This is a genomic window from Pandoraea sp. LA3 (genome assembly GCF_022696215.1).
Classification (GTDB): domain Bacteria; phylum Pseudomonadota; class Gammaproteobacteria; order Burkholderiales; family Burkholderiaceae; genus Pandoraea; species Pandoraea capi.
This window is the reverse complement of record NZ_PTPY01000035.1, coordinates 249,817-268,693: the sequence shown is the minus strand read 5'-3', so window position 1 is coordinate 268,693 and position 18,877 is coordinate 249,817. Positions and strand designations below refer to the sequence as shown.

General features: G+C 63.0%; 18 protein-coding genes and 3 tRNA genes. 3 read left to right on the top strand and 18 right to left on the bottom strand.

Annotated features, from left to right (window positions below):
• Positions 1-21: 21 nt before the first annotated feature.
• The 11 genes from C5N93_RS16610 to C5N93_RS16560 all read right to left on the bottom strand — a co-directional run bounded on the left by C5N93_RS16610 (position 22) and on the right by C5N93_RS16560 (position 12,484).
• Positions 22-2,091, bottom strand: a complete 2,070-nt coding sequence (locus C5N93_RS16610; protein ID WP_242560158.1) for a hydantoinase/oxoprolinase family protein — start codon at positions 2,089-2,091, stop codon at positions 22-24.
• Positions 2,088-3,791 (bottom strand): hydantoinase B/oxoprolinase family protein, encoded by a 1,704-nt coding sequence (locus tag C5N93_RS16605; protein ID WP_242560157.1) that lies wholly within the window; start codon positions 3,789-3,791, stop codon positions 2,088-2,090. The genes C5N93_RS16610 and C5N93_RS16605 overlap by 4 nt, the downstream gene beginning before the upstream one ends.
• Positions 3,785-4,333, bottom strand: a complete 549-nt coding sequence (locus C5N93_RS16600; protein ID WP_242560156.1) for a 3-isopropylmalate dehydratase — start codon at positions 4,331-4,333, stop codon at positions 3,785-3,787. The genes C5N93_RS16605 and C5N93_RS16600 overlap by 7 nt, the downstream gene beginning before the upstream one ends.
• 22 nt (positions 4,334-4,355) lie before the next feature.
• The gene (locus C5N93_RS16595; RefSeq protein ID WP_242560155.1) at positions 4,356-5,618 is read right to left on the bottom strand and encodes a 3-isopropylmalate dehydratase large subunit; all 1,263 of its coding nucleotides are present in this window, start codon (positions 5,616-5,618) and stop codon (positions 4,356-4,358) included.
• Between the two features lie 10 nt (positions 5,619-5,628).
• Complete coding sequence (locus C5N93_RS16590; RefSeq protein WP_242560154.1) at positions 5,629-6,339, bottom strand: ABC transporter ATP-binding protein; 711 nt, start codon at positions 6,337-6,339, stop codon at positions 5,629-5,631.
• Positions 6,336-7,121 (bottom strand): ABC transporter ATP-binding protein, encoded by a 786-nt coding sequence (locus C5N93_RS16585; protein ID WP_242560153.1) that lies wholly within the window; start codon positions 7,119-7,121, stop codon positions 6,336-6,338. Before C5N93_RS16585 ends, C5N93_RS16590 begins: the two co-directional genes overlap by 4 nt.
• The gene (locus C5N93_RS16580; RefSeq protein WP_242560152.1) at positions 7,114-8,175 is read right to left on the bottom strand and encodes a branched-chain amino acid ABC transporter permease; all 1,062 of its coding nucleotides are present in this window, start codon (positions 8,173-8,175) and stop codon (positions 7,114-7,116) included. The genes C5N93_RS16585 and C5N93_RS16580 overlap by 8 nt, the downstream gene beginning before the upstream one ends.
• Positions 8,176-8,196: 21 nt before the next feature.
• Complete coding sequence (locus C5N93_RS16575; RefSeq protein WP_069344154.1) at positions 8,197-9,069, bottom strand: branched-chain amino acid ABC transporter permease; 873 nt, start codon at positions 9,067-9,069, stop codon at positions 8,197-8,199.
• A gap of 4 nt (positions 9,070-9,073) precedes the next feature.
• Entirely contained in the window at positions 9,074-10,285 is a 1,212-nt protein-coding gene (locus tag C5N93_RS16570; RefSeq protein ID WP_069344153.1) for an ABC transporter substrate-binding protein, read from the bottom strand.
• Positions 10,286-10,305: 20 nt separating this feature from the next.
• A complete protein-coding gene (locus tag C5N93_RS16565) occupies positions 10,306-11,106 on the bottom strand; it encodes a GntR family transcriptional regulator (RefSeq protein WP_242560151.1) in 801 nt (266 codons plus the stop codon).
• 211 nt (positions 11,107-11,317) lie between these two features.
• Complete coding sequence (locus C5N93_RS16560; RefSeq protein ID WP_242560150.1) at positions 11,318-12,484, bottom strand: porin; 1,167 nt, start codon at positions 12,482-12,484, stop codon at positions 11,318-11,320.
• A gap of 695 nt (positions 12,485-13,179) precedes the next feature.
• On the opposite strand from C5N93_RS16560, the gene C5N93_RS16555 reads away from it, so the two are divergent.
• Together C5N93_RS16555 and C5N93_RS16550 are read left to right on the top strand one after the other, a co-directional pair.
• Positions 13,180-13,254: transfer RNA gene (locus tag C5N93_RS16555), tRNA-Arg, on the top strand.
• A gap of 164 nt (positions 13,255-13,418) precedes the next feature.
• Complete coding sequence (locus tag C5N93_RS16550) at positions 13,419-14,624, top strand: integrase arm-type DNA-binding domain-containing protein (RefSeq protein ID WP_242560149.1); 1,206 nt, start codon at positions 13,419-13,421, stop codon at positions 14,622-14,624.
• A gap of 13 nt (positions 14,625-14,637) precedes the next feature.
• On the opposite strand, the gene C5N93_RS16545 is transcribed toward C5N93_RS16550, so the two are convergent.
• From C5N93_RS16545 to C5N93_RS16535, 3 genes are all read right to left on the bottom strand, one after another.
• Positions 14,638-14,725, bottom strand: a tRNA-Leu gene (locus tag C5N93_RS16545).
• Positions 14,726-14,809: 84 nt separating this feature from the next.
• Positions 14,810-14,884: transfer RNA gene (locus C5N93_RS16540), tRNA-Arg, on the bottom strand.
• 107 nt (positions 14,885-14,991) lie between these two features.
• Complete coding sequence (locus C5N93_RS16535; protein ID WP_242560148.1) at positions 14,992-15,186, bottom strand: hypothetical protein; 195 nt, start codon at positions 15,184-15,186, stop codon at positions 14,992-14,994.
• 957 nt (positions 15,187-16,143) lie between these two features.
• Between C5N93_RS16535 and C5N93_RS16530 the strand changes: the two genes are divergently transcribed.
• The gene (locus C5N93_RS16530) at positions 16,144-16,458 is read left to right on the top strand and encodes a hypothetical protein (RefSeq protein ID WP_242560147.1); all 315 of its coding nucleotides are present in this window, start codon (positions 16,144-16,146) and stop codon (positions 16,456-16,458) included.
• Between the two features lie 368 nt (positions 16,459-16,826).
• On the opposite strand, the gene C5N93_RS16525 is transcribed toward C5N93_RS16530, so the two are convergent.
• The 4 genes from C5N93_RS16525 to C5N93_RS16510 are packed head-to-tail and all read right to left on the bottom strand — an operon-like array spanning position 16,827 to position 18,874.
• A complete protein-coding gene (locus C5N93_RS16525; RefSeq protein WP_242560146.1) occupies positions 16,827-17,624 on the bottom strand; it encodes a hypothetical protein in 798 nt (265 codons plus the stop codon).
• 11 nt (positions 17,625-17,635) lie between these two features.
• Positions 17,636-18,127, bottom strand: a complete 492-nt coding sequence (locus C5N93_RS16520) for a DUF2514 family protein (protein WP_242560145.1) — start codon at positions 18,125-18,127, stop codon at positions 17,636-17,638.
• The gene (locus C5N93_RS16515; RefSeq protein WP_242560144.1) at positions 18,124-18,612 is read right to left on the bottom strand and encodes a hypothetical protein; all 489 of its coding nucleotides are present in this window, start codon (positions 18,610-18,612) and stop codon (positions 18,124-18,126) included. Before C5N93_RS16515 ends, C5N93_RS16520 begins: the two co-directional genes overlap by 4 nt.
• The gene (locus C5N93_RS16510) at positions 18,599-18,874 is read right to left on the bottom strand and encodes a hypothetical protein (RefSeq protein ID WP_242560143.1); all 276 of its coding nucleotides are present in this window, start codon (positions 18,872-18,874) and stop codon (positions 18,599-18,601) included. The genes C5N93_RS16515 and C5N93_RS16510 overlap by 14 nt, the downstream gene beginning before the upstream one ends.
• Positions 18,875-18,877 lie beyond the last annotated feature (3 nt).

Genomic DNA, 18,877 nt, shown 5'->3' with positions numbered 1-18,877 from the left:
ACATCACTCCTGTCGGTGCACTCATGCGTCGCGCGTAATGAGCAGGTTGCCCAGCGCATCGACGCGTCCAGTGAAGCCCGGCTCCAGCCAGATCGTCGTATCGGACTGTTCGAGGATCGCCGGACCGACGACCGTCGCGCCGACCGGCAGATCCAGACGCGGGTAGCGCGCGGCATCCCACCATTGCCCCGCGTGATAGACCCGTTGCGTGCCGGGCGACGACGGCATCTCACGCGCCTGCGGCGCCAGCACCCCGAGGTCGAACTTCGGGCGTACGCCGATGCGGGCGTAGCGCAGATTCATGATGCGCACGGCAATGCCGTCGAGCGTGCGGCCGAACGCCTCGCGATACGCCGCCTCGAACGCCCGCGCGATGCCCTCGCGGCTCAGGGCGTCGCGCGCCACCGGTACACGCACCGTGTGGCTCTGCCCCACGTAGAGCATGTCCAGCTCGATGACCTCGCGCACGGCATCGAAACGCACGCCGGCGGAATCCAGACGCTGCTGGCACGCCACCTGCAAGCCATCGACACGTGCCACCAGGTCGTCGGTGTCGAGCGCGGCGAGCGGCTGGTTGAGCGTCTGCACGCTGTCATGGCGCATGTCGGCAATCACGCAGCCCAGCGCCGAGGTCACCCCCGGATAGCGCGGCACGATGCCGGTCGTGGTGCCGACTTCGCGCATCATCGCGCACACATGCAACGCGCCGCCGCCACCGAACGGCATGTAGGCGAACTGACGCGGATCGTGCCCGCGCTCGATGGACACCACGCGAATCGCGCCTGCCATCTTGGCGTTGGCAACCGTGAGAATGGCTTCAGCGGCAGCGTAGACGTCCAGCCCGAGGGGCTGTGCCACATGCTTGTCGATGGCCTGCGCGGCCAGTTCGCTGTCGAGTTTGCCGAGCAGACCGCCGCCCAGCGGGCGATCGGCCGCAATACGACCGAGCAGCACGTTGGCGTCGGTCACGCTCGGACGCGTGTTGCCGCGTCCATAACAGGCAGGCCCCGGAATGCTGCCCGCCGACTCCGGGCCGACCTGAAGCAGACCACCCGCATCCACCGACGCGATCGAACCGCCGCCCGCACCGATCGTCTCGATCTGAATCATCGGCGAGCGCACCACTATGCCGAACTCGATGGACGTTTGCGCCGAGAGCGATGCTTCGCCGCCCGCTACCAGCGACACGTCGAACGACGTACCGCCCATGTCGCCCGTCACCACGTTGGGGAATCCCGCCGCGCGAGCGATGGCCGCGCAGGCGATGACACCTGCCGCCGGGCCGGAGAGCGCCGTGCGCACCGGCACGTCGCTTGCCGTCTCACGCGACATGATGCCGCCGTTGCTCTGCACGACCAGCAGTTCGCCGTCGAAGCCCTGCGCCTGCAAATCGCTCGCCAGACGTGTGAGATAACTGCCCACCACCGGTTGCAGCGACGCGTTGAGGGTCGCCGTCGAGCAACGCTCGAACTCGCGGATCTCGGGCAACACTTCGGTCGCCGCCGTCACGTTCCCGTTGGGCCACAGCGCGCGCACGGCCGCCACGGCGAGACGCTCGTTTTCCGGGTTGGCGTAAGCGTTGACGAAAAACACGCAAACGGCCTCGCATCCCGCTTCAAGCAACGCGCGTGCCGCGGCTTCGACCTGCGCGATATCGACGGCCGTATGGATCGTGCCGTCAGCGAGCACGCGTTCGTCCACTTCGAGACGTAGATCGCGCGGCACGATGGGCGCGAAGTTGCCGCGTAGGCCCCACGTGGCCGGGCGGTCGCGCCGACGCATTTCCAGCACGTCGCGAAACCCCGTCGTCGTGATGATGCCGGTACGCGCGACTTTACGTTCGAGCAGTGCGTTGGTGCCAACGGTCGTGCCATGCACGATGGTCGCGATGGCGGCGGCCCCGCCGCGCCCTTCGGACTCGACCCGTTCGATGCCGTTCATGAAGCCCCGGGCCTCTTCGCCACGCGTGGAGGGCACCTTCACGATGCGGGCGACACCCGCAGCCTCGTCGAGCACGAACAGATCGGTGAAGGTCCCGCCGACGTCGACGCCGACGACCAGCGAGGGGTTCGTGTTGGGTGCTACGCTCATGCCTGTTGCTCCTTCGTTGCCGTGGCGGCGGGACACTGCCCGCTCGCGCCCGGCGTCGTCACATATCCCATGGCGCGATCATGGGCGCGCGCCTGTTCGTCTCGCCGGGCCGGGTCGCCGTATCCGCCACCGCCCGGCGTCTCCAGCCGCACTCGCTCGCCCCGAGCGAGCTTGATGCCCAGCATCTTCGAACGCATCGGAGGCGTGTGCCATTGCTTGCCGTTCTGATACTGGAAGACGTTCGGCACCGAGGCTTCGCCACCGGCAATGCCTTGCGGGGCCGAGCGCCCGCGTTCACCGAACACGAACGCCTCGGCACTGTCTTCGAGCAGTTCGATTTCGTAGATGGCCCCGAGTCCGCCACGGTGCTCACCGTCACCCGCCGAGTCCGGCCGTAACGCCCATTGCGTGAAGCGCACGGGGTACGCGGCTTCGAGAATTTCGACCGGCGGAATGGTGGCCGTCGAAATCGGCGCATTGCCGTGCGAGAGACCGTCGCCGTCGATATGTCCGCCGTGCCCGCCGCCGAAGAAGCTGAACATCACCCAGCGCTGGCCCTTGCGAGCCGGATCGGTGCGATACCCGGCAATCGACAGCGCATTGATCGTGCCGTACGCCTGCGCCATCGCGCGCTCGGGAGCGGCTTGTGCCATGGCGCAGAAGATCACGTCGATCATGCGCAGAATGGTTTCCGTGTAGCCCCCCACCGGGCGCGGACGCTGCGCCGAAATCAGCAACCCGTCGGGCAGCTCGAAACGTACGGCATCGAGCACGCCCGCATTGGCAGGCACGTCCGGGAACAAGTGTTTGAGCGCGACGTAACACGCGGCGATCGCCGTCGCGCGCGAGATATTTACGGGCCCCATGCACGCGGGCGACGTGCCGGTGAAATCGAGCGTCAGCGTGTCGCCCTCCACCCGCATGCGCAGCGCAATGGTCAGCGCTTCGTCACGTACGCCATCGTTGTCGAGCGTGTCGCTGTAGCGATACTCACCGTCAGGCAACGCCGCCACGTGAGCGCGCATGAGCTTGACGGCACGCTCGCGCAGTTGCCCCAGTGCCTCATGCACGGTAACGTCGCCGTACTCGTCGAGCAGATCGGCCAGACGCCGGCCGCCCAGCTCCAACGCGGCGAGCTGTCCGTTCAGATCGCCCCACAGGCTGTCCGGCAAGCGCGTGTTCGCCTTGAGGATGGCGAGCACGTCGGCATCGAGTTCGCCACGGCGCACGATACGCACCGGCGGAATCTGGACCGCTTCCTGCCAGCATTCGGTCGCCGCCGGGTTGTAATTCCCGGGCACCGCGCCGCCGACATCGTGCCAGTGCGCGGCCGACGCCAGAAAGCAGAACAGCTTGCCGTCGCGAAACACCGGTCGCACGAGCTTGAAGTCGTTGGCGTGCGTGCCGCCGTCGTACGGGTCGTTGAAGAGCCAGACATCGCCTTCGACCATGCCGCCACGCTCGGCGGCCGTGCGCGCGGCCGCTTGGACGGCAAACGCCATGGCGCCGACGAACACCGGCAGGCCCGACTTGCCTTGCACGAGCGTCGCGCCGGTCGCCGCATCGTAGATACCGTGGCAGGCGTCGTGCGCCTCGGCAATGATCGGGTTGAAGGCACTTCGGTAAAGCGTCGCGTCCATTTCGTCGGCGATCTGCTCCAGCCGGCCCTTGAGGACCGCCAGGGTGACGGGATCTAGCATGAAGAAACTCCGTTAGGTGTCGCGTGAGATGTCGAACTGCGCTGCTTGAGGAGATTGAGCAGACCGCCCGCATCGACCATGTCGAGCAGGAAGCCCGGCACGCTCTCGCAGGCCAGACGGCTGCCGTCGGCGCGTTCGATAACGCCTTCGCGCGGCGCGAGCCGCAGCGTTTCGCCCTCGGCAATGCCCGGCGCGTCGGCGCAGGTAAGCAGCAACAGCCCCACGTTGAAGGCGTTGCGGAAATACAGTCCGTTGAACGACGGCGCAATGACGGCGCGCACGCCCAGGTGCACGAGCGCCGCAGCGGCCTGCTCGCGAGACGACCCGATGCCGAAGTTCGGCCCGGCCACGAGCACATCGCCCGCACGCACCGTCGAGGCGAATTCGGGACGCACACGATGCAGGCAATGGCGCGCGATTTCGTCGATACCGAACTTCATGTACGCGCCCGGCGCGAGCGCGTCGGTATCGATGTCGGCGCCCACGACCCAGGCGCGGTGCCCGGGTGCAGACGATTCAAGGGAAGACGTTGGCAATGTCATGAGAGGCGTTGTCAGTACGGGATCAGACGAGGACATCGCGCGGATCGGCAATGCGGCCCGTGAGCGCGGCAGCCGCCACGGCGTACGGCGAACCGAGATAGACCTGCGCGGTCTCTGCGCCCATGCGCCCCTTGAAATTGCGCGCGGTGCTCGACATCACGGTCGCCCCTTCCGGGATCGAGCCGCCATAGCCGGCACACGCGCCACAGGTATTCGCGAGCACCTGTGCGCCCGCCGCGACCAGCACGTCCATCACGCCCTCACGCGCGGCTTGCGCCTGATCGCGCGCCGATGCCGGCGCAACGACGAAGCGCATGCCGTCGGCCACGCGCCGGTCCTTGAGCACGCGTGCTGCCGCGCGCAGGTCTTCGAGCTTGGCCCCCGTGCAGGCGCCGAGATAGGCGACGTCGACCGCAACGTCGGCGAAGGCGCCAATGTCCGACGTGTTCGACGGGCTATGCGGCGCGGCGACTTGCGGGGCGAGCGTGCCGGCGTCGAAGGTGTGCACTTCGGCCGGTGCGTCGGCGTCGCTCTGCCAGCGATCGACGTCGATCGGCTCCGTGACGCCGACCGAACGCAGGTAGTCGAGCGTGGTTGCGTCCGGCGAGACGAGCCCGACTTGCGAGCCCAGTTCGGCACTCATGTTCGACAGCGTCATGCGCTCCTGCATGGAAAGCACTCGCACAGCCTCGCCGCAGAACTCGATGGCCTGATAGCGTCCACCGTTCATGCCGAAGCGGCCGATCATGTGCAGGATCATGTCCTTGGCGGTCACGCCGTCCGTGAGGCGTCCGTCCCAGCGCATCTGGATGGTCAAGGGCACCTTGACCCAGATCTCGCCCGAGACCGCTACGCCGAGCATTTCCGTGCTGCCGATGCCGAACATGTACGCGCCGAACGCGCCGCCGGTCGGCGAATGCGAATCGCCACCCACACAGAACATGCCCGGGCGCAGATGCCCGTGCTCCGGCACCACCACATGGCAAATGCCGACCGAGTCATAGACGTTGGGCAGCGCCTGCGCTTGCGCCCAGTCGCGGGCAATACGCACGATGCGACGCGACTCGTCGTCCGATTCGGGCACGTAGTGATCGATGACCAGCACGACCTTCGACTTGTCCCACAGCGTGGCGCCGAGCGATTCGAGCATCGGTTGCAGACGGCGCGGACCGCTGGAATCGTGAAACATTGCGAGATCGACCTTGCAGGTCACGATCTCGCCGACCGCCACTTCGGCGCGCCCGCATGCGGCGGCCAGCAGCTTTTGCGTCAGAGTTTGAGCCACGGTAAGTCCCTTACATTCCGAGATAGGCACGGCGCAGCTCGCGGCTCGCGAGCAGTTCCGCGCAGGTGCCGCTGTGGCGGATCGAGCCGTTTTCGAGCACGTAGCCGCGCTGACCGGTTTCGAGCGACTGGCCCACGTTTTGCTCGACGAGCAGAATCGACAGGCCATCGCGCTGAAGTCGCGCAATCAGCGAGAACAGCTCTTCGACCATGAGCGGCGAGAGACCGAGCGACGGCTCGTCGAGAATCAGCAGACGGGGCTCGGCCATCAGGCCACGCGCGATGGCGAGCATCTGCTGTTCGCCGCCGGACATCGTGCCGGCAGACTGCGCGATGCGCTCACGCAGGCGCGGGAACAGATCGAGCATGCGCTCCAGACTGCGCTCGCGTTGCGCGCGGCCCCGGGCGAAAGCACCGAGCGACAGGTTTTCCAGCACGCTCAGGTTCGGGAAAACGCGGCGGCCTTCGGGTACCTGAATCAGCCCGGCCTTGACCACTTCCCGGTAATGCCGTCCGGTGAGGTCGTGACCGTCGAAACGCACCTTGCCTGCCCAGACAGGATTGATGCCGGAGAGTGTGTTGTTCAACGTGGACTTGCCCGCGCCGTTGCTGCCGAGCATCACCACGATCTCGCCTTCGTCGACGCTCAGATCGACACCGCGGAGCACCTCCACGCGGCCATAGCCGGTGCGCAGGCCTTCGACTTCGAGCAGATGACTCATCGTGCCCCTCCCTGCTCAGGCGCTTGCGTCGCCTCAGTGGATTGCGCCGCCAGACGCGCCGCCGTGCCATGTCCCAGATAGGCTTCCACGACGGCGGGATCCGACGTCACTTCGCGAGGCGTGCCCGCCGCGATCAACTTCCCTTGTGCCAGCACCCAGACGTGTTCGGCCAGGCTCATCACGGCGCGCATCACGTGTTCGATCATCAGCACGGTGACGCCGCTCGCGGCGATCTCGCGCACCACGGGAATCATCTCGTCGATCTCGCTCGGATTGAGTCCGGCCAGCACTTCATCGAGCAGCAACAATCGCGGACGTGTCGCCAACGCGCGTGCGAGTTCCAGGCGCTTGCGTCCGCACACGGTCAGATCGGCCGCAGGCTTGTCGAGCTGCGCCTGCAAGTTGGTGCGCAGGGCGATCTCCTCTGCCTGACGCAACGCCTGGCGCCGACCGAGTTCATGCAGATGCGCGCCGACGGCGATGTTCTCCCGTACGGTCTGCGCGCCGAACGGCTGCACGATCTGGAACGTACGCGCGAGGCCCTGACGTGCTGTCACAAAGGGCGCCTGCCCCGTGATGTCGCGCCCCTGAAACTCGACGCGACCGGCCGTCGGCACGAGAAACCCGGAGAGCAGACCGAACAGCGTCGTCTTGCCTGCGCCGTTCGGTCCGACAAGCGCTGTGAGCGTACCCGGCCTGATGCTGAGGCTGACGTCCTGCACGGCTTTCAGGCCGCCAAAGGTGATGGATAGACCATCGGCTTTCAACAAGGCGTCAGACACCGGCCTTCTCCTCGCCGGCATTCGCGGCATTTGCAACATTGGCGGTATGGGGGGCGTTGGCGTCCGTGGCACGAAACGTGGCGCTTGCGCCAGTCCCGGCGCGGTCCATGCCCAGCATGCGGCGCCCCGATGCGCCAGCGCCCGTCATGCCCCGCGGCAGGAACATCACGATCAGCGTGAGCACCACGCCATAGATCACCATCGACAGGCCGGGCAATTCGCCGAACAGGTTGCGGGTGAATTCACCCAGCGTGTAGAGCGCTGCCGCGCCGAGCACCGGTCCCCACAGCGTGCCCAGCCCGCCGACGATGGCGCCAACGAGCGCTTCGACCGAAATCGTCGAGCCGAACGCAATGCCGGCATCGATGTACTGGAACATCTGCACGTAGCACACGCCGGCCGCGCTCATGAAGGCACCCGACAGAGCGATCGCACCGAGCTTCACGCGCAGCGGATTCACACCGACGGCACGCGCCGCGTTCTCGTTATCGCGCACGGCCTGCAACCACGCCCCGAAGCGCGAGTGCCGCAGCCACGCCGTGACCAGCAAAGCCCCCATCACGAATGCGAGCAGCACGAACGCATAGCCGCGCGGCGACGCGAACTGCAAATTGCTCACGCTCTGGCGCAGCGGCACCATCAGCCCGACCCCGGCGCCGGTGAAGGGCAGCGACACCGCGAGAATGCGGAACACTTCCGCGAAGGCCAGCGTCACCAGCGCAAAGTACGAGCCCTTGAGGCCGTAGCGGAACGTCACTGCGCCGATGATCACCGCCACAAGCGTGCCCATCGCCAGCGCGAACGGCATGGCCACCCATGGGTTCCATCCCCACTGCAATTGCGCAATCGCCTGTGCGTAAGCCCCCACGCCGAAGAACAGCGCGTGGCCGAACGACAGTTGCCCGCCGAAGCCGCCCAGCATGTTCCACGACTGCGAGAGCAGCACGGTGTAGAGCGTCATCATCAGGAACGACAGCCACACGCCCGATTGCAGCGTGACGAGTAACGCCGCGACAACGACACCGAACAACACAATCCACCGAAGATCTCTCATCGTTTGCTCCTGCTCATCCTTTCAGGCACGTGCACCGAACAGCCCCTGCGGACGCAGCAGCACGACGATGATGAAAATGGCGAAGATGCCGATCTGTCCCAGTGAATCGCCCAGCCAGAGGCCGCAAAGCGACTCCACCACGCCGATCAGCAGTCCGCCGACGAGCGCGCCGGCGAAGCTGCCCATGCCGCCCAGCACCACGATCGTGAACGCGACGAGCACGAAGCCCCCACCCACTTGCGGGTTGACGTAGTAGGTCGGCAACAGAAAGCAGGCGGCAGCGCCCACGCATGCCATACCGATGCCGAACGAGATCGCGTAGACCCGTTCGACGTCGATGCCCATGAGCTTCGCGCCGTGCTTTTCCTTCGCGACAGCCCGAATCGCGCGGCCGAGGTCGGTCGAGCGCACGATCCAGAACAGAATCGCCGCTGCCGCCAGCGCGCCGCCGAAGGCGATCAGCTTCGGCACGGCGAGCATGACCGGGCCGATGTCGACGGTCGCAAGGGTGTACGGCGTGTCGATGGTGTGCGTGTCGGACTTGAACCACACGAGCGCGAGGTTCTCCAGCACGATGGCCAGCCCCAACGTGACGAGCAGAATGTTTTCGTCCTTGCCGTGGCTCGCACGCTCGATCACCACGCGTTGCAATGCATAGCCAAGGGCGAACATGCCCAGCGTGACGAACGGCAACGCCACATAGGGATCGATGCCGAGCTTCTCCCTGAGCAGCCACACGGCGTACAGCGCCACCATCAACGCCGCGCCGTGCGCGAAGTTGATGATGTGCAGCACACCGTAGACGAGCGTGAGACCGAGCGCGATGAGAGCATAGACCGCGCCCGTCGTCAGCCCGTTGAGCAGGGCCGACAGCAGAATGACCGGGTCGAGCATCACATCAGGCCTTGAGCGGGAAGACCGGCGCGACCTGACGGTAGCTGTCCGGCAGAATCACCTTGATGTCGCCACCGGAGACCTGCGTGAGCAGCGGCTGCGCGCCCGTGTTCTGGCCGTTCACGAACTTCGTGGGGCCGTACGGCATCAGGTGATCCTTGAAGGTGCTGGACGTCAGCGCCGCCGTAATCGCGGCACGATCGACCGACTTCGCGCGTTCGATGGCGTCGGCCAGCAGCATCATGGCGGTGTACGTCATGAAGACTTCGTAGCTGAAGAACGCGCCCTTCGCTTCCGTGCGCTTCTTGAGCGACGCCACGCGCGGGTCTTTCGGATTGAACCAATGGTTGCAGTCGATGATGCCGTCAGCGATATCCGGAAATTCCTTGAGGAATTTGTAGCTCGACGCCGCGCCGCCAAGCACCGAGTAGATCGCTTTCGGGCGGACCTTCTGTTGCTTCATCGCGCGCAGCAGCAAGGCGTACTCGTTGTAGTAGTTCGCCGGGATCACGATGTCCGGGTTCACCGAGCGCATGCGCAGCACGATGTTGTTGAAGTCGCGCGTCGGATTGGCGTGCTTGATGACCTCCTTGACCTCGAAGCCGCGTGCCGGCAATTCCTTTTGCAGCAAGGCCGCCGTGCCGGTGCCGAAGAGCGATTCCTCGTGCACGATCATCACGGTCTTCGCGGGTTTGCCTGCGGCGTCGTTCAGAGCGGCGAGGTCGTCGACCGCTCGCATCGAGCACATGCGGTAGCCCGGGCCGAAACGGAAGGTGTTCGTCAGACCGCGCTCGACGATCTGGTCGGCCACACCGACGTCCACCACATGCGGCAGGCCGTACTTCGCGGCGGTCTGCGTCGTCGCGAGACAGATAGCCGATGCGTAGGCGCCGACAATCGCCGACACGCCCGCCTCGTTCATCTTCTCCACCTCTGCCGAGCCCGCTTCGGGGCGCGACTGGGCGTCGCCGAGCACGGCTTCGATGGGCGCCCCGCCGAGCGACTTGATGCCGCCGGCGGCGTTGATGTCATCGATGGCGAGCAACGCGCCTAGCCGGCATTGCTGGCCCGAATACGCGAGTGCGCCGGTAACCGGATGCAGCACGCCGATCTTGACGGGCTTGCCCGCAGCGCGAGCGCTCCAGGGTGCGGTGGTGGCTGCGGCAAGCGCAGCGAGTGCGGTGGACTGACGCAGGAACGTGCGACGCGAACTCATTGACGATTCTCCGGACTTGATCAGTGGAATTGGGCAGATAGTTCTTCGCTCACCCAGACCTTGGCGTCGATATCGCCAACGCGCGAGAGCTGGAGCTGGTACTGATAACGATCGGGGCGATACAGGCCTTGCAGCAGTTGCACCGGACGCTCGGCGACATCGCGCACGAGACGTGTGACGGCAAGCAACGCGGAACCGACGGCGATGTCGAGATGGCGCGCCACGACGGCATCGGCCAGGCGCGCGGAAATGGTTTGCGTGGCGGCCCCGAGTTCGACGCCGGCCTCTTCGAGCAGCATGAGCATCGGCTTGCGCTCAAGGGCTTCGCGTCGAATCTTCGCGATGCTCTCCGGCACGTGCGTCGTGATGTACGAGAGCGGCCCGGACTGCGTGCTACGCACACGAATGCTCTTGTAGACCGGCGCGCCGGGTTCGAGCGCCAGGGCTTCGGCCACCGCTTCGCTCGCGCCGACCACCGACGATTCGAGCACGGCTACGCTCGTGCGCAGCCCCATGTTCACGATGTTTTCCAGCAGGCCGGTGAGGTGCGCCTTTTCACGCGAGATGCCGGGCGTCTTGCCACCGCCGGTGCGTTGCCCGGCGTGCAATGGCCACGTCCCGAGGCCGGGACGGCGCACCACCAGTCCGTCGGCCACGAGCATTTCCATCGCCTTGCGGATCGTGATGCGCGCAACACTGAACTGGTCGGCAAGCAGGTGTTCACCGGGAACGCCGTCGCGATCGAAGCGTCCCTCCTGCAATTGCTCACGCAGTACGAGATAGATCTGGTGGTACTTCGGCAGCGGTAGTGGGGTATCCATGCGGCGATTCTGGAAGTGTCATAATGTCCGGTCAATAGAACAAATGGGCCGCAAAATGTCCTATCGGGAAAACACCTAAGCAACTGCTGAATTGTGAAGTTGCGGCTGGTAAACCCAGATACGGCAAGGGGTTCCACGATGCGGCGCAGCATTTTCCGATGCTGCGCCGCATGCGTTTGGATAGAACATTTCGATGGCGAATGCGCCCGGATCAGAAGCGATGACGCAGGCCGACGTAGTAGCTCATCTGGTTATCGAAGCCGTTGAGTTTCACGCCGTTGCCGCCGGTCCAGTTGGTCGTGGTCGTACCGAAGAGCCCGGACCAGCCACCGTCGACGCGCTCGTAGGCGGTCGCGAAATACACGTCGGTGCGTTTGGACAGGAAGTAGTCGACGACACCGTAGACGGTTTGCCGTTTGCCGCTGAAGTTCACGGCGGTCGTGTTGTCCTGCATGTACGCCAGAATGAACTGCCACGTGGGGTTGAGCAGATAGCTCACGCCCAGCGTGAAGAACTGATCGCGGCGCGCAGCGGAGAAGACCGAGCCGATCGCCGCGACAGTCGTGGGTGTAGCGGCGGTGCTCATGTTGGTGATCGATGCCGGATCGACGCCGCCATTGGTCACATCGAAGCCCGGATCGCGCTGGCTTTGCAGATAGTCAGCGTGGAATTTCCACTGCCCGTAGCCCACTTTCGCGCCCAGCGACCATGTCTTGGCGGTACGGCTTTGCGAGTCGTGCGTCTGCTGCAACTGTCCGGTGAAGACGTTGCCGCCCTGCTCCCAGGAGACCCCGCCAGAGGCTGATGAGCGCGCCGACGCCTGCCCGGCAATCCCACCGAACGCGTATTGCAGGTTCACGCCGAACGGGCCGAACTTCTTTGTCCAGGTGAGCGCGTTGTTGTAGCGCTGGCCGGTGAGGAAGACGAGCCATGAGTTCGTGGGCGGCGCGCCGATGAAAATCGGATCGACCATCGAGATGGCCACGACGGCGCCGGTGTATTGACGACCGAGGGCAACCTCGCCCCAGACGCCTTGCAGCGCGACGAACGCCTGACGTCCGAACAACTGACCTTGCTGATCGAAGGTGCCGGCTTGTGAGTTGAATCCGTTCTCCAGCACGAAGCGGGCTTTCGTTCCTCCGCCGAGGTCTTCGATGCCTTGCAGACCGAAGCGGCTGGCGGAGAGGAAGCCTTCGCCGGCCTGGTTGAGGGAAACGACTCGCCCGCCGGTGGGGCTCGAATGGTTCTGCGACACGACGGCCGCTTCGATCACACCGTAGAGCGTGACACTCGATTGGGCGAAGGCGGGTGCAGTGGCACTACCGAGTGATACGGCAGCGCAGGCGAGAGGCAGGATTTTGCGTGTGATGTGACTCATGAGGCTTGGCGTCTTTCTTTTGTTGAAGAAAACAGGGGCCCCACGACGCCGTGGTGTGATCGACTCGCGGGAGCCGATCAAACGCAAGGGCGCACGATCGCACGCCGTGCGCGATAAAGCGCACGCCGGACGTTAGGGGCGAAATGGAATCGAATGGAATCGAAGCGGGTTCGAAACAGCTTTGAAGCAGGTTCGAACCCAGAGAGCCGTGCGCGCACTCACGCAGTGAGTCGCCATGTCTGGCGCACGGTCTCGGGGGGCGGCTTACTCGCGCAGAACGCGATACGTCGCGCGCCGGTGGGCGGACGTCTTCATGAGCGGATCGGGTCGAGTCATCATGGCCCTGACTCTAGGAGCGACAATTTGTAGCGTCAATGGAACAAACGACGCAAGGGGTTGTTCTATCGGGAAATTCCCGAGGACGTTGTCGCGGTGGGCCTTCGCCCGAACCGTTTTTGCTATACTCTTGCCCTCGCGTCGAACTTGGGTGCGCCAACGCGTTCCTACCTGCGCAATCGATGCCACTGTCGCCCGACTTGCTGTAGCAAAACTGTAGCAATGGCGATGTGAAATAGCAGGTTATAAGGTGTTCCGAAGTGATACGTTAGGGGTATCACAATCGCCCGGAAAGCCTCATAAACAAAGCGGCACCTTTGATTGCAGAGGGTGTCGCGCCACTGGAAAGCATCCAGTCTCTCCCTGTAGTTCAATGGATAGAACAAGTGCCTCCTAAGCGCTAGATGCAGGTTCGATTCCTGCCGGGGGGACCAATGATGCAACCAACGTTGCCCAAGAATTACTAAAAAGCCCCGCACAGCCTTGCCTGTCGGGGCTTTTTGCTGCCATCATTGCCCAACAACTCCCAGCAGCGCACAGGATTTTTTGGGGTATCAGTGGGGAGATCGAGTGATACCCCCATGATTGATACCCCCAAATGCCCAAAGTCATCGCTCCGCTCACCGACCTACAGGTTAAGAAAGCAAAACCGACTGAAAAGCCCTATCGCCTCGCCGACGGCAAAGGACTCTATCTGCAAGTGATGCCGAACGGGTCTAAATACTGGCGGATGAAATACCGGTTCGACGACAAAGAGAAGGTCGCGTCATTCGGCATTTATCCGGAGACATCGTTAGCGGATGCACGCGAGGCATGCTTAGCAGCTAGACGAAAGATCTCGGCTGGAACAGACCCGTCGAAGCAAAAGAAGGAAGTTCGGCGAGCCCGCGCTATTGCTGCGACATCAACATTCGAAGCCGTAGCACGGGAGTGGTATGAGAACCAACAACCCGGTTGGACTGCCGTGTACGCCGGCAAAGTACTGAAATCGCTGGAGATCGACGTATTCCCGCGTATCGGCCAACAGGCGATCTCAACAATTGAGGCGCCGGACATGCTCGAAATCGTGCGATCAATCGAGGCGCGAGGCGTTCGAGAAACCGCGATTAGAGTGCTTCAGCGTTCGCGTGCGGTATTCCAGTACGGGATTATGACTGGCCGCTGCTCTAGGAACCCGGCCGCCGATATAGATCCAGCGACGATCCTAAAAAGAAGTCCGGGCGTAAAGCACATGGCCAGAGTGAATGCTACAGAGATTCCCCAACTTCTGCGTGATATTGATCTGTACCAGGGTGACGTCGTAACCAAGCTCGCGCTCAATTTCATGGCCCTCACATTTGCCCGCACGAAGGAAATGATCCGGGCCGAATGGTCAGAATTCTCCAGCGAAGGAGGCGCCGAGTGGCGTGTCCCGGCCGAGCGGATGAAAATGCGCGAGCCGCACATCGTTCCGCTATCTCGACAAGCAATCGCGATTCTCGAAGAACTGAGGGCAATCAATGGCCACAGAGCCCACGTCTTTTACAGCGTTCAGGGTGGCGGCCCCATTTCAAACAACACCATGCTGTTCGCCCTCTATCGAATGGGCTACAAAGGAAAAATGACAGGCCACGGATTTCGCGGGCTGGCTGCCACGGCACTGCGCGAAAACGGATTTTCGAGAGATGTTGTTGACCGGCAACTCGCCCATGCGGAGAGAAATCAAGTCACAGCAGCTTACGTACACGCGGAATACTTGAAAGAGCGGCGCGAAATGATGCAGTGGTGGGCCGATCATTTACATCGGTCTCGGCTCATGGCATGACGCATTTATTTAGTGTCCGAGGCCGGGCTCGAACCGGCACGCACCAATGAAGGCGCAGCAGATTTTAAGTCTGCGGTGTCTACCAATTTCACCACTCAGACTTGATGGGCATCCCGCGAATCGAACGCGGCACCCATAAGTTATGAGTTCGTGACTCTAACCAGGCATGAGCTAGAGGCCCGTTGAAGAGACTGCTGGAGTCGAACCTGCGGCCTACAGCTTAGAAGGCTGTTGCTCTATCCATCTAAGCTAACGTCCCTTCTTGGCGGAGGCGGTGGGGGCACCATATCGGTCGCAAACCGTTGCCAGTTATGGATTCGCATTCTGAATTATAGTGCGACCCACAACCTTACCCACAACCCATTTCTCAGTTGAATCGTACGGGCGGTTGCGCCGGAGGGGCGATGAAGTTCGCGCCGTCAAAAGCATACCCGGGGGAGACGGCCGAGCCATCTGGCAGTTCGACCGCGTCGTCAGGAATCGCGTCACATTTCGTCTCGCCGTCCCAAAGCACGACGTTCACCACGGCTCCATTCTCGATGATTGCGTATTTTTTCATCATGAATATTCCCACACGAAAACGACGCCTGGCGCGCCGGCGCCCCCCACGCGGGGAGTCCCCGCGCCGCCCAAACATCCACCGCCCCCAGCCCCAAAGCCACTCCCCGGCAAGCCGTTACCGTTGACACCACATCGGCCACCTTTGCCGAGCATGGAGCTTCCTCCATTACCCATCATGAAGAGGAATCCACCGGAACTGATGGTATTGATCCCGCTTTCACCATTGGTGGTAAGAAGCCCGGAGCCGGTTGGTGTTCCGCCGCTCCCTCCTTGAGCAACAACGCTACTGCCAGCGGTGCCTACGCCGCCCCCGATGCCCCCTGATGCCGACAGGCTACCGAAAGAGCAATTACCTCCATTCCCACCGGCGCTGTTTGGGACTACCGCACCTGGCGCGCCGATAACAACGCTTGCGCCATTGAACCCGCTCGTCAGCCGCGCCTTGATATAGGCCCCAGCGCCACCGCCGGCCCCTCCATTAACGTTTGAGCCTCCCGGGTCGGAAATGCTGCCGCCGGCGCCCCCAGGCGCCTGAATCTCGCTGATGACACTGTTTGTCCCCGGAGTTGGCGTGTAGGTGCCGCTCGAGGTGAATATCTGTACGCCGAGTAACCGCCCCGACTGACTGGGAATTGGAGCATATGCTGGTGGCGCACCCACGCCGGAGGCCGTGAGCACATAGCCGGAGGTTGCCGGAGCAAGCGCAGTGATTGAGCCAGACCCTGCGCCGATAAGCAGCCCGTTCTGGGTAAACGTCGTCGTACCGGTGCCCCCCTGGGATACGGTCAACGCTGTGCTCAGTCCGGTGAGCGACGTAATATCGGCGTTCGCGCCGGACTTCGCGGCCGAAATGTTCCCGCGGGCAGATGTGGCGGACTGGACATCCGAGAGATTATTCGCCTTCAGTAGCGATACACCTACCTGAGCAGCCGCCTGAGCGGCGCTATTCGCGGCCGCTGTGGCACTGCCAGCGGAATTCACCTCAGACGTGTGCGCAGCCGTCGCAGATGTAGCGGCAGCGGTCGACGAAGTTGATGCAGCCGAAGCGCTTGAAGAAGCCGCGGTTGCGGCATTGCCAGCGGCGGTCGCCGAGCTTTGCGCTGCTGAAGCTGATGCCACAGCGGATGCGGCTGCTGTTCCCGCCGTCGACGCCGAAGTGGATGCTTCAGAAGCGCTCGATGCCGCATTAGATGCGCTCGTGGCCGCGCTTGACGCCGCTTGCTCAGCAGCGATCCGATCGGCATGTGTTTCGGCGATAGACGTCGAAATATAACTGCCGAAGATCAACTGAAATTGACCGGTGTCATCGGTCAGGACAAGGGAGATTTCCATCTGGTCAGCTCATCGGAGATTGCGCGATACGCAGGAACATTGGAGGACCTAGCACGATGTCCCCTGTAGGGGTAACGAGGCGGCAATCGATGCGAGCTTTACATGCAGCCCATGCACTTGTCGATGGAGCTGAGATCGTCACGAGGCCCTTACTCGCATCGATCCACGTCACCGTGAGTGGCGAGATAAGTTCGGCAGCAGCGTCATACAAGTTGGCAGTGAGTGACCAATTCGTGAAATCGCCGGGCGCCCCATCGATATTCATGACCCCGGCCAGCTGAAGAGGTGCGCCAATGTAGACCGTAAGCATCAGGCAACCCCCGTATATTCGATAAAGCAGAGCGCATAAAAAGGCGGCCGAATATCAATAGCCGCCCCATTCCCACTGCTCTGAAGGGTTATGCCGGACACGGCGTTGTTCATCGAAATATTGCTTCCCGATCCGACAATCGAAATGTCCGTGCCGACTTTGTTAGTGTTGACCTGAATTGGTCCGCCGTAGTCCGAGTCGGACCAACCGCTCCCGCCAGGAGCATTAGCACCCGCTGCGCCACGAAGGAAGCCGTGCACATGACCGGGGTCTTGAATCGCGTGGTTATGTCCGCCATCGACGAGAGGATGCTTATGGCCAGGATCGTTGACCACGTGACTGTGCTGAGGCATTTGCGCCATGGAAAGCGTGATGTTGGCATTGCCCCCCGTGGCATTGGGCGCGTACGTCGACCCAGCACCGACAATGAATCGATCGGTGAGATTGGCCGTTCCATTTGTGCCATCGCAAAGATGCCAGCCGTCACCCCAGACGGAAGCAATGTTCGCAACCGCTCCGTGATACATGCGAACCTCTCCGACCTTAAAAATCTGATCGCCCCGCACCACGTCTTTGCTGGTGGGGGAGAGTATGCCGGCTGCGATGTTCGTGATCTTCTGACCATTCATGTCGACAGCGGCCGTCGGCTTCCACCCCGATCCCACTGCGATTTGCTTGATAAAAGCAAACGCCGCCTGAAAATAATCATTGGCATAGGGGCCTACCGGCTCGCTGCCGGCGGGCGAGTTTGATGCGGGTGTGGTCGATAGTTCGTCGATGCTTGTGGGTACCGGCATGATGGGTCCTTTTATTTCTCAAGAGAATGACTCAGCGCGTCGTAGCTGCGCTCGCAGGCAAGTCCTGCGATGTGGGCAGCGTCAGCGAATTCCGCAAGTCGTCCCGCAGCGTCGTCAACCCTGCCGAGCAACCCTGTGAGCAGATCAAGGGCGTCCGTTCCGCCGACGGTTGGCGTGCTTCCGCCGGCAGCGGTGGAACTGCGTACGGAGGCGGTGAAGGCTGCGAATTGTTTGCGCAGGCGCTCAGAAGAAGCATCAGAGGCACGAGCGGCAGCAACGGCAGTGTCAGCAGTTTTTTTCGCATCGATCGATATCCCGGTCAGCGTTTGATTCGTCTGGCGATAGAGGTTGTTGGCGTCGGACAAGTCTTTGATTTGCTTCGCCAGGCTGGCAATCACGGTTGACTGGTCAGCGTCGTGATGGCCCTTCCAGTAACCGGCGCCGAGCGACAGTGCGATGGCCAGGAGAAATGCGCCCCACAGGCGCGGATCGAGAAGTGTCATAGCGCACCTACGGCTTTCTTGTGGTTGATCCCCCACTCAGCCGGACGCGGCTTGCCGGGATTCCATACGCGCAAGTAAAGCGCCCACGAACCCTCAACGTCATCGATGGCCGGGAGCGACTTCGGATCGGTGAATAGCAGGAGCCGTGCACAGCCAGCGGCCAGCACATCGTCCGTCTCGATGGCCTTGTAGATGGCCACGGGATCGTGCGCGACCTTACGTGCGGCGCACAGATTGCTCAGATAGCCGCTGGTGCCTTTGAACAGGTACAGCCCCCAGATTCCCCCGCGCGTCGCCTGCGTGCCCTGCTCGCACTGCCAGAGACCGCGCGCCGGGCCGGTAGGCTGCTGTCGGCGGAACGTCAGATGCGATTCCTGAAGACCGATCGACAGCAGCATGACGCGCGCTTGCGGGGTATCCATTTTTGTGGACAGCAGCGATAGAGCGGGGCTGATCGCATTGGTCAGTGCTTCACCGGGCGTCATGTCCGAGCCTCCCGAAATAACGGCGCTTGATCTGGATTTGCCAGAAACCCCACATCGCGGCTACCGCGACGGCGACATTCAACGTCACCTCGGGCGCGCTATGACAGGCGACCGGCGAGCCGATGTTGCCGATAGCGGCAAAATTCACCAGCGAAAGCACGAAAGCGCCGCCGCTGCGAGTCGGGACTCGGTGGGTTAGGACGGCCCAAAGCGATAGGGCGAAAATCACGGCGTTTGCCGAGAAATTGAGGATGGCGAGCATGCT